Source organism: Comamonas sp. FG99 (assembly GCF_057808605.1).
On record NZ_JBMDII010000050.1, the window covers coordinates 22338 to 34586 of the forward strand.

14 protein-coding genes are annotated in these 12249 nt (G+C 66.8%); 9 read left to right on the top strand and 5 right to left on the bottom strand.

Annotation, left to right across the window (positions count from 1 at the left end; all coding sequences use genetic code 11):
• Window positions 1-175: 175 nt before the first annotated feature.
• The 5 genes from ACODRX_RS23340 to ACODRX_RS23360 form a co-directional block, all read right to left on the bottom strand.
• Window positions 176-631: a hypothetical protein gene (locus ACODRX_RS23340; RefSeq protein ID WP_488873930.1), complete on the bottom strand. Its 456-nt coding sequence runs from the start codon at window positions 629-631 to the stop codon at window positions 176-178.
• Complete coding sequence (locus ACODRX_RS23345) at window positions 615-1079, bottom strand: MarR family winged helix-turn-helix transcriptional regulator (protein WP_488873931.1); 465 nt, start codon at window positions 1077-1079, stop codon at window positions 615-617. Before ACODRX_RS23345 ends, ACODRX_RS23340 begins: the two co-directional genes overlap by 17 nt.
• A 120-nt stretch (window positions 1080-1199) precedes the next feature.
• A complete protein-coding gene (locus ACODRX_RS23350; RefSeq protein ID WP_488873932.1) occupies window positions 1200-1691 on the bottom strand; it encodes a DUF192 domain-containing protein in 492 nt (163 codons plus the stop codon).
• 84 nt (window positions 1692-1775) lie between these two features.
• Complete coding sequence (locus ACODRX_RS23355; protein ID WP_488873933.1) at window positions 1776-2051, bottom strand: hypothetical protein; 276 nt, start codon at window positions 2049-2051, stop codon at window positions 1776-1778.
• Window positions 2052-2234: 183 nt separating this feature from the next.
• Window positions 2235-2984 carry a FadR/GntR family transcriptional regulator gene (locus ACODRX_RS23360; protein ID WP_488873934.1) on the bottom strand — a complete coding sequence of 250 codons (750 nt, stop codon included), beginning with the start codon at window positions 2982-2984 and terminating at the stop codon, window positions 2235-2237.
• Between the two features lie 251 nt (window positions 2985-3235).
• Between ACODRX_RS23360 and ACODRX_RS23365 the strand changes: the two genes are divergently transcribed.
• The 9 genes from ACODRX_RS23365 to ACODRX_RS23405 all read left to right on the top strand — a co-directional run.
• Window positions 3236-4480, top strand: a complete 1245-nt coding sequence (locus ACODRX_RS23365; RefSeq protein ID WP_488873935.1) for a branched-chain amino acid ABC transporter substrate-binding protein — start codon at window positions 3236-3238, stop codon at window positions 4478-4480.
• Between the two features lie 85 nt (window positions 4481-4565).
• Window positions 4566-5507 carry a branched-chain amino acid ABC transporter permease gene (locus tag ACODRX_RS23370; protein ID WP_488873936.1) on the top strand — a complete coding sequence of 314 codons (942 nt, stop codon included), beginning with the start codon at window positions 4566-4568 and terminating at the stop codon, window positions 5505-5507.
• 21 nt (window positions 5508-5528) lie between these two features.
• Window positions 5529-6806, top strand: a complete 1278-nt coding sequence (locus ACODRX_RS23375; protein ID WP_488873937.1) for a branched-chain amino acid ABC transporter permease — start codon at window positions 5529-5531, stop codon at window positions 6804-6806.
• A gap of 11 nt (window positions 6807-6817) precedes the next feature.
• Entirely contained in the window at window positions 6818-7570 is a 753-nt protein-coding gene (locus ACODRX_RS23380) for an ABC transporter ATP-binding protein (protein ID WP_488873938.1), read from the top strand.
• Window positions 7567-8277, top strand: coding sequence for an ABC transporter ATP-binding protein (locus tag ACODRX_RS23385; RefSeq protein ID WP_488873939.1), 711 nt, complete (start codon window positions 7567-7569; stop codon window positions 8275-8277). Before ACODRX_RS23380 ends, ACODRX_RS23385 begins: the two co-directional genes overlap by 4 nt.
• A complete protein-coding gene (locus tag ACODRX_RS23390) occupies window positions 8274-9101 on the top strand; it encodes an SDR family NAD(P)-dependent oxidoreductase (RefSeq protein ID WP_488873940.1) in 828 nt (275 codons plus the stop codon). The genes ACODRX_RS23385 and ACODRX_RS23390 overlap by 4 nt, the downstream gene beginning before the upstream one ends.
• A gap of 104 nt (window positions 9102-9205) precedes the next feature.
• Entirely contained in the window at window positions 9206-11395 is a 2190-nt protein-coding gene (locus ACODRX_RS23395) for an alpha-ketoacid dehydrogenase subunit alpha/beta (protein ID WP_488873941.1), read from the top strand.
• A gap of 11 nt (window positions 11396-11406) precedes the next feature.
• On the top strand, window positions 11407-11892 hold the full coding sequence (locus ACODRX_RS23400; protein ID WP_488873942.1) for a VOC family protein: 486 nt from the start codon (window positions 11407-11409) through the stop codon (window positions 11890-11892).
• A 1-nt stretch (window position 11893) separates the two neighbouring features.
• On the top strand, window positions 11894-12249 hold a 356-nt coding region (locus tag ACODRX_RS23405), incomplete at its 3' end, for a lipoyl domain-containing protein (RefSeq protein ID WP_488873943.1).

A 12249-nucleotide genomic window follows, 5' to 3' on the forward strand; every position in this document is an offset into this window, starting at 1 on the left:
CCCATCCCTTTCAAGGTGTTGTGCCGTTGCGAGTGCCCATGACGTTGGGAAAAGTTGAGCGTTGAGGGTTTGGCGTTGAGCGTGAAAGCCGCAAAACGCTCAACGCACAACGCACAACCTCTTGGCCACGCAGACTGCGCCTATTCCACGTTAAAGACTTTGAAAGGCGTGGGGCTTATGCCTTGCCGCGGCGCAGCCGCCTGCCGTCGCGCACGTTGAGCGCCAGCAGCACCGCATTGGCCAGCCCGGCGCACAGCTCCAGGCCTTGCACCAGGTAGAAGGCCTGACCGAACAGCCCCTGCTGTGCGCGCCAGTGCAGCCACAGGGCCGCGGGCACCAGCACCAGCAGGCCGTTGGCCGCGATCAGCGGCATGCGCCAGCGCTTGCGCGCGAGCGCTACTGGCTGCCGGCGCGGCCCCGCCAGCCGGCTGCCCGAGCCGCCGGCCGCGGCCATGGCGAGCACCATGGCGGGCAGGGCGTAGGCGATGCCCTGCTTGACGACGGTGGTCGCCGCGGTGCCGGGCAGCAGCCAGGCAATGGCGGTGGACGACCAGAACCCGGCGATCAGCAGCAGCGCCAGCGCGGCGCTGGCCCGGTGGATGCAAAGCAGGGCGTTACGCGGCATCGCCATGCTCCGCCTCCTGCGCATGGGCCTGCAGCAGCGTGGCCAGCACATGCAGCGTGGCCTCGATCTCGGCGGCGCTGAAGCGGCTGGCCAGCGCCTGCACATGCTGGCGCCACTGCCGCTCCAGTGCCTGGTAGGCGCTGGCTCCCGGCGCGGTCAGCCGGTACAGCGGCGAGCGCTTGTGCTGTGGGTTGGGCAGGGGCTCGACCAGGCCCTCTTGCTCCAGCAGGTCGAGCTGGCGTTGGGCGGCCTGCCGTGTCACCCCCATCCGGGCGCCGACCTGCGGCGCGCTCTGCGGCCGCTCGGCCAGGGCCAGCGCCCCCAGCATCTGCCAGCGCGCGCTGGTCAGGCCGTGCGGCGCCGCAAAGCGGTCGCCCCAATGGACCAGCGCGCCATTCAAGCGGAACACCGCGAGCGTCGCGGCCGTCAACTGATCTGCCTTGGTTGGGCGCATGCTTTCCTCCTCCATTAAATTGACAACGAGTTTCCATTATTGGAAACTCGTTGTCAATATGGAGGGCTTGGCCCCAAGGCGGCAGGGCAGGCTACGCCCAAGTTGCCGGGTATGCCCCGGTCACGGCAGGAAAGGCCGGCCGCTGAGCTTGCCGCCGGCCTTGATGCCCTTCTGGCCGAACCAGCCCTGGTTCATCTCCAGCACATAGCGCACCGGCTTGGCGGAGCAGTGCGAGTTCTCGGTCATCGGCTGCATGTCGGCCAGGTTCACGATGGTGCCGTCATCGGCCACGAAGGCCGCGGTGAGCGGCAGCAGCGTGTTCTTCATCCAGAAGCACTGCACGCCCGGCCGCTCGAAGACGAACAGCATGCCTTCGCTTGCCGGCATCTCCTTGCGGTGCATCAGGCCGATCTCGCGCTGCTCGGGCGTTTGCGCCACCTGGGCATGGATGCGGAACATGCCGGCGGTGATCTCGGTGCGCGGCAGCTCGGTCTGCGGGCTTTGCGCCTGCGCGGCGCAGGCCAGCGCGGCCGCGGCCATGCCCACGGCCCAGCGCCGCGGCGAGAAACCAGGGAAAGCAAAGGGGAGCGCAACGGAAAGCAAGTTCTTCATAGGGAGTCCATGGAAAGGCGCATGGCAAAAGCCCGCAAAACATCGCTATTTTGCGGGCTTTTGGCTGCAGCGCAGGCGGATGGCTTATTGGGCCTGTGGCACTGCCCGTTCTGGTGCGGCCTTGGCGGCATGCTTCTTGGCCTTCTTGGCCTTCTTGGCCTTTGCATGCTTGGCGTGCTTGCCGGCGTGGGCCTTGGCGGCGGGCTTGGCCGCTGCGCCGGGGGCGGCAGCCGGTGTGGGTGCGGGTGCGGCGGCGGCTGCTGCCGGCGGTGCCGACGGCTGCTCTGCGGCGGCGGGTGCTTGCGCAAATGCGCCTGCGGCAAAGGTGCCGGCGATCAGGAGGGCAAGAAGTTTTTTCATACCGCGGTTTCCTCTCATGGCTGCAATAGCCCAGGTGTTGGAGTTTCGGCGCGAAGCTTCGCACCGCACTTGCACAACGCTAGCAGCACACGCCCTGTTGACGCCGCGTCACATGGTTTTGGATGAAACTTTGTGAAGCAAGATGGAGGCTTGTTGCAGGGGATTGCTCCGGGGCATTGGCCTTCAATTTCGGAGGTACATGTCCAGGCGCTGGGCCGCATTCTTCAAATGGGTTTCGGCGGCCAGCGCGGCGGCCTCGGGGTCGCCGGCCTTGATGGCGTCAAAGATGGCCTGGTGCTCTTCCTGCACCGCCTCGATCATCGCCACGTGCCGGACCTTGGTATTGGTTCGGGCTTGGCGAATCACTCTTCTTGCGCCTTGTTCCAGGTGTGCGCTGAGGGCTACGAAATGGGGGTTGTGCGTGGCCTCGACAATGGCTTGATGGAAAGCGAAGTCCTGTTCGTCACCCAGGCGGTCATTGGCGATCTCGTATTCCATGCCGATGAGCGCACGGCGGATCAGCTTGAGGTCGTCGGCGCTGCGCCGCATCGCGGCCAGGCGGGTGGCCGCAACCTCCACCGTGACGATCAGCTCCATCACCAGCTCCAGGCTGTCGCGCTCGTCGATGGCCACGTCCTGCATCCGGAAGGACTGGCGTTGGTCGCGCTCCAGGACATAGGCGCCGCTGCCGCGCTTGGCCTCGATGATTCCGTCGGACTTCAGCTGCGACAAAGCCTCGCGCACCACGGAGCGGCTGACGCCGAAGCGCTCGCATAGCTCGCGCTCGCTGGGCAGGCGGTCCCCGGGCTGCAATTCGCCGCGCTGAACCTGTCCGTTGATGGCGGCTGCAATTTCATCCGGCAGGTGGCGGATGCTGTCTTGCGCAACCGCGTGCTTGCCACTTTCCGCCGCAGTGTTTTCGCTTGAGTGCATGGGCTGGTTTCCATCGGCCAAAGTTGTCTGACATGTTAAGGCAAATCCAACGCGCCAGTTCAGGGATGTGCATAGAGTGGATATGGGTCGCCTGGTGTTTACCCTTGGTATGGGTAATTTTGGTTGATCTCGTGCTGTCAGATCAGTAGACTAAGTTGTCTGACCAATATTATTTAATGTCAGACATGTTTTGATCCGGACAGGCTGGTTCTTGATCGGAATCCCTTTCAACAAGATTTTTGGAGACTGAAATGGCGGCATGGTTGAGAGTAAGAGGCATCGCGTTCGCGGGCCTGGCGGCGGTGGGCGCTGGCGCGCAGGCTGCTCCCGTCAAGATTGGCCTGGTCGAGACCTTGTCGGGCCCCCAGGCCTCCACTGGCCTGATGTTCAAGGCTGCCACGCGCTACGTGATCGAGCAGATCAATGCCGCGGGCGGCTGGAATGGCGAGCCGGTGCAGCTTGTCGAGTACGACAACCAAGGCGGCCCGGCTGGCGCTTCGGACAAGGTGAAGGCGGCGCTGGCCGATGGCGTGCAGCTCATTGTTCAAGGATCCTCGTCGGCGGTGAGCGGCCAGATCACCGAGGACGTGCGCAAGTTCAACCTGCGCAATCCGGGCAAGGAGGTGGTGTTCCTCAACGTGGGCGGCGAGGCGCTGGAGTTGACGGGCGAGAAGTGCCACTTCCACCATTTCCGCTTCAACCCCAACGCCCAGGTGCGCGTGAAGGCGCTGGTGTCGGCGATGAAGCAGGACAACGCCTTGGGCACCAAGGTCTACTCCATCAACCAGAACTACTCCTGGGGCCAGGACATGGAGGCCGCCATCGTGGCGAATGCGACGGCGGGGGGCTACCAGGTGGTGGAGAAGACGCTGCACGACACCAACAAGATCCAGGATTTCGCGCCCTACGTGAACAAGATCGCGGCTTCCAAGGCCGACACGGTGATCACCGGCAACTGGTCCAATGACCTGCTGCTGATGATGAAGGCATCCAAGGCTGCGGGCTTGACGGCGCGCTTTGGCACGGCCTTTCTCGACCAGCCGGGCAATATTGCCAACGCGGGCGATGCGGCGCTGGGCCACTACGTGGCGCATGCCTTCAATGCCGATGCCAACGGCAAGGAGAGCGAGGTGTTCGCCGAGGACTACAAGGCCAAGACGGGCCACTACCCGGTGTACACCGAAGGGCAGACCGTGTTCGGGCTGCAGATGGTGGCCGCCGTGCTCAAGGAGGTGAGGCCGCAGGACGGCAAGCTCAATGCCAACACCTTTGCCAAGGCGCTGGAGACGGCCAGATTCAAGACGCCGCTGGGCGAGTCGGCCATGCGTGCCGACGACCACCAGATCCTGCTGCCCATCGTGGTGTCCAAGGTCAGCAAGGAAGCCCGGTTCAAGGCCGACAACACCGCCATGGGCTTCCAGACGGTGAAGCTGTTCAGTGCCCAGGATGCCGCCGCGCCCGTGCAGGGCAGTTGCAAGATGCAGCGCCCGCGCTGAACGCCCCTTCCGATCCGCCTTTTCTTCTCCCACCGGAGCCATCCGGCTCGGCCGCTGCATGCGCGCTTGAAAAAGGAAAATTCTTATGGAGAACCTGATCGTTTCGCTGCTCAACGGCGTGATCTACGGGTTGCTGCTGTTCATGGTCTCGGCCGGCCTGACGCTCATCTTCGGGATGATGGGCGTGCTGAACTTCGCCCATGCCTCGTTCTACATGCTGGGCGCCTATTTCGCCTACGCGCTGCAGGGCAGCCTGGGCTTTTGGGGGGCGCTGCTGGCCTCGCCCATCCTGGTGGGCCTGGTCGGCGTGGCGGTGGAGAAGTATTTTCTGCGCCGCGTACACCACCATGGGCATGCGCACGAGTTGCTGCTCACCTTCGGCCTGTCGTTCATCATCGCCGAGCTCATCAAGCTGTTCTTCGGCAACTTTCCGGTGGACTACCGCATTCCGGCCAGCATGGATTTCGCGCTGTTTCGCCTGGGCGATGCCAACTACCCCGCGTACCGCATCCTGATGGGTTCGGTAGCGGTGCTCATGTTCGTGCTGGTCTACCTGCTGCTGACGCGCACCCGCGTGGGCATCGTGGTGCGCTCGGCGATCTACAAGCCGCGCATGGCCGAGGCCCTGGGCCACAACGTGCCGCTGGTGTTCATGGGCGTGTTCGGCGTGGGCGCGGCCCTGGCCGGGTTGGCTGGCGCGGTGGCCGGCGCCTTCTACACCACCAACCCCAACATGGCGCTGGAGTTGGGCGTGATGGTGTTCGTGGTGGTGGTGGTGGGCGGCCTGGGCTCCATGGGCGGGGCCATGCTGGCTTCGCTGCTGATCGGGGTCATCACCTCGTTGTCGGTGGGGGTGGACTACAGCCTGGCCGACCTGCTGGCCTGGTTCGGCGCGCGGGATTGGGCCGAGCAGGTGGGTGGGCTGCTGACGCTCAAGCTGTCGAGCATCTCCGCCACCATTCCCTTCGCCCTGATGCTGCTGATCCTCATGGTGCGCCCCTCGGGCCTCATGGGCGAGAAGAGCTGAACGCCGCCAGGAGTGCCAACCATGCAATCGAAACTATGGATTCCCCTGGCCCTGGGCGTGGGGCTGCTGCTGGCGCTGCCCGCGCTGCTGTCGCAGTCGCTGGTCAATGCGGCCATCCAGATGCTGATCGCCGCGCTGTTCGCCAGCGCCTTCAACCTGGTGTGCGGCCAGGCCGGCATGCTCTCGTTCGGCCATGCCGCGTACTTTGGCGTGGGCACCTTCGCCACCGTGCACGCCATGAATGCCTTCAACGGCGCGGGGCTGGTGCCCACGCCGCTGATGCCGCTGGCCGGCGCGGCGGTCGGGTTGCTGACGGGTATGGTCGCGGGCTGGTTCGCCACGCAGCGCACGGGCACTTACTTCGCCATGATCACGCTGGCCCTGGCCGAGCTGATGCATGCGCTGGCGCCGCATCTCAAAGGCGTATTCGGTGGCGAGGCGGGTATTTCCGCCATGCGCATGCCGGCCTGGGGCCTGAGGTTCGGTTCATCCACCGAGGTGTACTACCTGGTGCTGGCCTGGGTGCTGCTGTCGCTGGCGCTGCTGTACCTGTTCACGCTCACCCCCGTGGGGCGGCTGACGCTGGGACTGCGCGAGAACAGCCAGCGCCTGAAATTCCTGGGCTACGACGTGCACCGCCTCAACGTCACGGTGTTCGCCATCTCGGCCATGTTCGCCGGCATCGCGGGCGGCCTGCAGGCGCTCAATACCGAGTCGGCCAACTACGTGCTGCTGGAGAGCCATGTCTCGGCCGCCGTGGTGCTCAACAGCTACATCGGCGGCGTCACGGCCTTTCTCGGCCCGGCGCTGGGCGCGGCCTTGATGACCTTCTTCGGCTACGCGGTGTCGGATCTGACGCGTTCGTGGCTGCTCTACCAGGGCGTGCTGTTCGTGCTGGTGATGATGTTCATGCCCTCCGGGCTGGCCGGGTTCATGCGCTGGGTGGGCGCGGCCCGCCGTGCCCATGGCACCCTAGCGCTGCTGCCGCCGCTGTGTGCCGGCCTGCTTGCCGGGCTGCTGCTTACGGCGGGCACGGTGTTCACCGTGGAGCTGCTGCAGCGCTTTTTCTCGCAGGACTACCGCGCCATGGCGGCGCTGAACGCCGGTGCGGGCTGGGCGCCCATCGCGCTGTTCGGGCGCGACTGGCCGCCCATGGCCATCCCCACCTGGGCGGTGCCGCTGGGCCTGTGGGCCGCCGGCGCGGCGCTGCTGCGCGCCACGGCAGGCCTGTGGCATGCGCTGCAGGAGAAAGCCGACCAGGCCGAAACCTCCGCCGCTGGGCAAGGGAGCGCACTGTGAGCCGCAAAGACATGCAACCCATCCTGAGCTTGAGCGATGTGCGCAAGGCCTTTGGCGAAGCCGAGATCATCCGCGGCGTGGATCTGGAGCTGCGCGCGGGCGAGCGCCATGCGGTGATCGGCCCCAACGGAGCGGGCAAGTCCACCGTGTTCCACCTGATTTCGGGCCACTACGCGCCCACGGGCGGGCGCATCCATTTCGACGGCCACGACATCCAGGGCGCGAGCCCGCAGCACATCAATCGCCTTGGGCTGGCGCGCTCGTTCCAGATTACCAACCTCTTTCCCAAGCTGTCGGTGTACGAGAACCTGCGCATCGCGGTGATGCGCCGCCACGGGGTGCAGAACACGCTGTGGCGCTTCGTCAGCGGCTACGCAAGGGTGCGCGAGGAAACCGAGCAGCTGATGGAGCTGGTGCGCCTGCACAGGCGGCGCGAGCGCAGCGCGGGCGAGCTCTCGTATTCGGAGCAGCGCTCGATGGAGATCGGCATGGCGCTGGCCTCTAACCCCAAGGTCATCCTGCTCGACGAGCCCATGGCGGGCATGTCGCACGAGGAGACCGACTACGCGGTCGAGCTCATCAAGACCGTGACGCAGGGCCGCTCGCTGCTCATCGTGGAGCACGACATGGACGTGGTGTTCTCGCTGTGCGACCGCATCAGCGTGCTGGTGTACGGACAGGTGATCGCCACCGGCACGCCCGAGGAGATCCGCAACAACCAGAAGGTCAAGGAAGCCTATCTGGGCGAGGAGGCCGCAGCATGAGTGCCCTGCTGGCATTGAAGGGCGTGCACGCCCACTATGGCAAGAGCCACATCCTGCATGGGGTGGACTTTCACGTCGCCCCGGGCGAGGTGGTGAGCCTGTTGGGGCGCAACGGCTCGGGGCGCTCCACCACCATGAAGACCATCATGGGCCTGGTGCCCGCCACCGGCGGCGAGATCCTGCTGCAGGGCAGGCCGATCGGTGGCGCGCGCTCGTTCGAGATCTGCCGCGCCGGCGTGGCCTTCGTGCCCGAGGAGCGCGAGGTGTTCGCCAATCTGACGGTGGACGAGAACCTGCGCATGGGCGAGCAGGCCGCACGCGCCGGCCGCGTGCAGTGGTCGGCGCAGCAGATGTTCGATTACTTCCCGCGGCTCAAGGAGCGGCGCAACACCAAGGCCGGCAGCCTGTCGGGCGGCGAGCAGCAGATGCTGACCATGTGCCGCTCGCTGCTGGGCAACCCGCTGGTGATGCTCATCGACGAGCCCACCGAGGGCCTGGCGCCCAAGATCGTGCAGGTGGTCGGCGAGGCCATCCGCGACATCCACAGCAAGGGCGTGTCGGTGGTGCTGGTGGAGCAGAAGCTGGCCATCGCGCTCAAGGTGTCGAGCCGCGTGTGCGTGATGGGCCATGGCCGCATCGTCTTCGAAGGCACGCCGCACGAGCTCACTTCCAACCCCCAACTCATGAAAGATTGGCTTGCTGTATGACCACGGCTCACATTCCCCAGGGCTATCCCGCGGCCCAGCCCTTCGCGCCCGCCAGCTACCCCGGCCTGCGCGGCAAGGTGGTGCTCAACACCGGCGCGGGCAGCGGCATCGGCCGCGCCATGGCGCATGCCTTCGCCAGGCATGGCGCCAGGCTGATGCTGCTCGATATCGATCCCGTCGCGCTGGAGCAGACGTGTGCCCAGCTGCGCGAGGCCTTCCTGGGTGTGCAAGTGCACGGCGTGCAGGCTTCCATTGCCGACGACGTGGCGGTGGAGCAGGCCTGCGCCGCCACCGAGGAGCGCTTCGGCCGCATCGACATCCTGCTGAACAATGCCGGCATCTCGATGAACAAGCCATCGCTGGAGCTCACGCCTGCCGAATGGCGCCGTGCCATCGACATCGACCTCTCGGGCGTCTTCTACTGCGCCCAGGCCGCCGGCAGGCGCATGGCCGGGCAGGGTGCAGGGGTGATCCTGAGCACGGCCTCGATCTGGGGGCTGTCGAGCGCGGCCAACCGCCTGGCCTACTGCGCGGCCAAGGCGGGCGTGGTGTCGCTCACCAAATGCCTGGCGGCGGAATGGGCGCAGCACCGCATCCGCGTCAACGCCATCTGCCCGGGCTACACCCACACCGGCTTGATGGACGAGCTGATGGCGCGTGGCGCCATCAACGGCGCCGAGCTGTGCGGCAAGACCCCCATCAACCGCCTGGGCCGCCCCGAAGAAATGGCCGAGGCCGCGCTCTACCTGGCATCGGACGCCGCGGCCTTCATCACTGGCCACGCCCTGGTCTCGGATGGCGGCTGGCTGGCCAATGGCTATTGATTTTTGCTATCAAAAATATAGCTTTTGGCGCTTTGTACATAGGCGATGAAGGCTGTTTTCATTGAGTTTTCCACACCGTTCATAGAACCCGACAGGAACATCCCATGCCATTGCATACCCCCCTGGCCCCAGCGAGCGACTGGGTCCAGCTCTCCACCACCGATGCGGACTGGGCGCAGGCCGACCCGGCATTGCTGGGCGCGCTGCTGGCCCATATGCACATCATCCGCGGCTTCGAGGAATGCGTGCTGGAGCTGGCGGGCGAGGGCCTGGTGCACGGCCCCGCGCACTCCAGCATCGGCCAGGAGGGCGGGGCCGCCGGCTCCATCGTCGGCCTGCGCACGGCCGACCAGATCAACGGCTCGCACCGCGGGCACCACCAGTTCCTGTCCAAGGCGTTGGGCCACATCGCCCCGCGGGGCCTGGACCCGAAGGCGCCGCTGGATGGCGCGGTGCAGCGGCTGCTGCAGCGCACGCTGGCCGAAATCCTGGGGCTGGACCAGGGCTTCTGCCATGGCCGCGGCGGCTCGATGCACCTGCAGTGGGTCGAGGCGGGCGCCCTGGGCACCAACGCGATCGTGGGTGGCGGCGTGCCGCTGGCCGCTGGCGCGGCCTGGGCGCACAAGCATGCGAGCACCGACGCGGTGGCCGTAACCTACTTTGGCGATGGCGCGGTCAACATCGGCTCGGTGCTGGAGACCATGAACCTGGCGGCAGCCTGGAAGCTGCCGCTGTGCTTCTTCATCGAGAACAACCGCTATGCCGTCTCCACCACGGTGGAGGAGGCTACGGCTGAAACCCGTCTGTCGGCGCGCGGCCTGGCCTTCAACATCCCGAGCTGGAAGGTGGACGGCATGGACCCGCTGGCCGTGCACCTGGCCATGCAGGAGGCGCTGGCCTGGATGCGCGCGGGCAAGGGCCCGGCCGTGATCGAGGCCGACGTGTACCGCTTCTTCCACCAGAACGGCCCCTTTCCCGGCAGCGCCTTCGGCTATCGCAGCAAGGCCGAGGAGCAGGAGTGGCGCGTGCGCGACCCGCTGGCGCTATTGGCCGGCAAGATGCAGGCGCGCGGGCTGCTTGGCGCGCAAGATGCAGAGGCGCTGCGCCTGCGTGTCAAGGAGGCCATGGCCCAGGCCTGCGCGCAGCTGCTGGAGGCCGACCCTGCGGGCAAGCCCGGCAAGCGCCGCATCCGGCCCGAGCTCTGGCCCAGCCCCGACTTTCGCGATGTGGGCGTGCGCGGCGACCTGAGCGAGCTGCAAGGCCTGCGCGCCGAAGAGGCCGCCACCTTCGCCGGCAAGACCGAGCCGCGCAAGTTCGTCGATGTGGTGGCTGACGTGATGGCCCGCCGCATGGAGACTGATGCCGGCATCGTGGTCATGGGCGAGGACGTGCACCGCCTCAAGGGCGGCACCAACGGCGCCACGCGGGGCCTGCGCGAGCGCTTCGCAGACCGTGTGCTGGGCACGCCCATCAGCGAGAACGCCTTCGCCGGCCTGGGCGGCGGCCTGGCCATGGACGGGCGCTACAAGCCGGTGGTGGAATTCATGTATCCCGACTTCATGTGGGTGGCGGCCGACCAGGTGTTCAACCAGATCGGCAAGGCGCGCCACATGTTCGGCGGCGGCTTCGAGGTGCCGCTGGTGCTGCGCACCAAGGTGGCCATGGGAACGGGCTATGGCTCGCAGCACTCCATGGACCCGGCGGGCGTCTTCGCCACCAGCCCGGGCTGGCGCATCGTGGCGGCATCCACGCCGTTCGACTACGTGGGCCTGATGAATGCCGCCCTGGCCTGCAAGGACCCGGTATTGGTGATCGAGCACGTGGACCTCTACAACAGCACTGGCCCCGCGCCGGTGGACGATCTGGACTACATCATCCCCGTGGGCAAGGCGGCGGTGCGCCGCAGCGGCCAGGCCATGACGGTGCTGACCTACCTGTCGATGGTGCAGCACACGCTGGAGGCGGTGGAGCAGACCGGCATCGACGCTGAGGTGGTGGACCTGCGCTGGCTCGATCGCGCCAGCCTGGACTGGGACACGATCGAGGCCAGCATCAAGAAGACCAACAACGTGCTCATCGTCGAGCAGGGCGCGCGCGGCACTTCATACGGCGGCTGGCTGGCCGACGAGATTCAGCGCCGCTGCTTCGACTGGCTGGACCAGCCCGTGCAACGCGTGACCGGCGCCGAAGCCTCGCCCAGCATCTCCCGGGTGCTGGAGCGCGCCGCCGCCGCGCGCACCGAGGAAGTGGCGCAGGGCCTGCAGCAAGTGATGCGCGACCAAGGCCGAGCCTAAGGAGACACACCATGTCGATGAAGATGATTTCCCCTCTCGAAGTGGGCCTGGGCGTGCGCGATCTGCCGCGCATGCGCCACTTCTACGAAAGCGCGCTGGGCTGCCGGTTCGTGAGCGAAGTGGCCGTGCCTGCCGACAAGGCGCGCCAGGCGGCGCTGTCGGACGGCGGCTATACCGTGGTGCGCCTGCAGACCAGCCATGGCGAACGCATCAAGCTGCTGGCGCCAGCCAACCCGCCCGCCGCCGCCGCGCGCAGCGGCCCCATCCTGGACCAGCCCAATGCCTGTTACCTGACGTTCATCGTCGCCGACATCGAGGCCGCCATCGCAGGCCTGCAGGCGCATGGCGTGGAGTTTCTCACCGGCCCCGAGCGCGTGGAGGTACGCCCCGGCACCTTCCTGTCGTTCTGCCGCGACCCCGAAGGCAACGTGCTGGAGCTGGTGCAGTATGCCGACATCCACGGCTACCGGCCTGACCTGAAGAACGGGAGCGTGTGACATGGCGACTTTGCTGCATATGCCCGAAGTGGCGGCCAATGCCACCCACGCCATGCTGGCCGCCTGGTCGAAGCAGGCGGGCGAGTCCATGGCCGTGGGCGACTGCCTGGCCGAGGTGGAGACCGACAAGGCCGTCGTTGAAATCAGCGCCGACAGCGCGGGCGTGATGGGCCAATGGCTGGTGCAGGCGGGCCAGCAGGTGGAGGTGGGGGCGCCCATTGCCGTGCTGCTGGCTCCCGGCGAGGCCGCTGCCGATGCGCAGGCCTTGCTGCAGGCCGCGGCGAGTCCGGCTGCAGTGCAGGCCGCCGAGGCGCCGCCGGCCCCCGCCGCCATCGCGGCGGCGCCGGCCAGCGGTGA

What these genes read in the sequence shown, in the direction of transcription:
- ACODRX_RS23340 (WP_488873930.1), bottom strand. Translation starts at nt 631, where the DNA reads ATGGCGATGCCGCGTAACGCCCTGCTTTGCATCCACCGGGCCAGCGCC.
- ACODRX_RS23345 (WP_488873931.1), bottom strand. Translation starts at nt 1,079, where the DNA reads ATGCGCCCAACCAAGGCAGATCAGTTGACGGCCGCGACGCTCGCGGTG.
- ACODRX_RS23350 (WP_488873932.1), bottom strand. Translation starts at nt 1,691, where the DNA reads ATGAAGAACTTGCTTTCCGTTGCGCTCCCCTTTGCTTTCCCTGGTTTC.
- ACODRX_RS23355 (WP_488873933.1), bottom strand. Translation starts at nt 2,051, where the DNA reads ATGAAAAAACTTCTTGCCCTCCTGATCGCCGGCACCTTTGCCGCAGGC.
- ACODRX_RS23360 (WP_488873934.1), bottom strand. Translation starts at nt 2,984, where the DNA reads ATGCACTCAAGCGAAAACACTGCGGCGGAAAGTGGCAAGCACGCGGTT.
- ACODRX_RS23365 (WP_488873935.1), top strand. Translation starts at nt 3,236, where the DNA reads ATGGCGGCATGGTTGAGAGTAAGAGGCATCGCGTTCGCGGGCCTGGCG.
- ACODRX_RS23370 (WP_488873936.1), top strand. Translation starts at nt 4,566, where the DNA reads ATGGAGAACCTGATCGTTTCGCTGCTCAACGGCGTGATCTACGGGTTG.
- ACODRX_RS23375 (WP_488873937.1), top strand. Translation starts at nt 5,529, where the DNA reads ATGCAATCGAAACTATGGATTCCCCTGGCCCTGGGCGTGGGGCTGCTG.
- ACODRX_RS23380 (WP_488873938.1), top strand. Translation starts at nt 6,818, where the DNA reads ATGCAACCCATCCTGAGCTTGAGCGATGTGCGCAAGGCCTTTGGCGAA.
- ACODRX_RS23385 (WP_488873939.1), top strand. Translation starts at nt 7,567, where the DNA reads ATGAGTGCCCTGCTGGCATTGAAGGGCGTGCACGCCCACTATGGCAAG.
- ACODRX_RS23390 (WP_488873940.1), top strand. Translation starts at nt 8,274, where the DNA reads ATGACCACGGCTCACATTCCCCAGGGCTATCCCGCGGCCCAGCCCTTC.
- ACODRX_RS23395 (WP_488873941.1), top strand. Translation starts at nt 9,206, where the DNA reads ATGCCATTGCATACCCCCCTGGCCCCAGCGAGCGACTGGGTCCAGCTC.
- ACODRX_RS23400 (WP_488873942.1), top strand. Translation starts at nt 11,407, where the DNA reads ATGTCGATGAAGATGATTTCCCCTCTCGAAGTGGGCCTGGGCGTGCGC.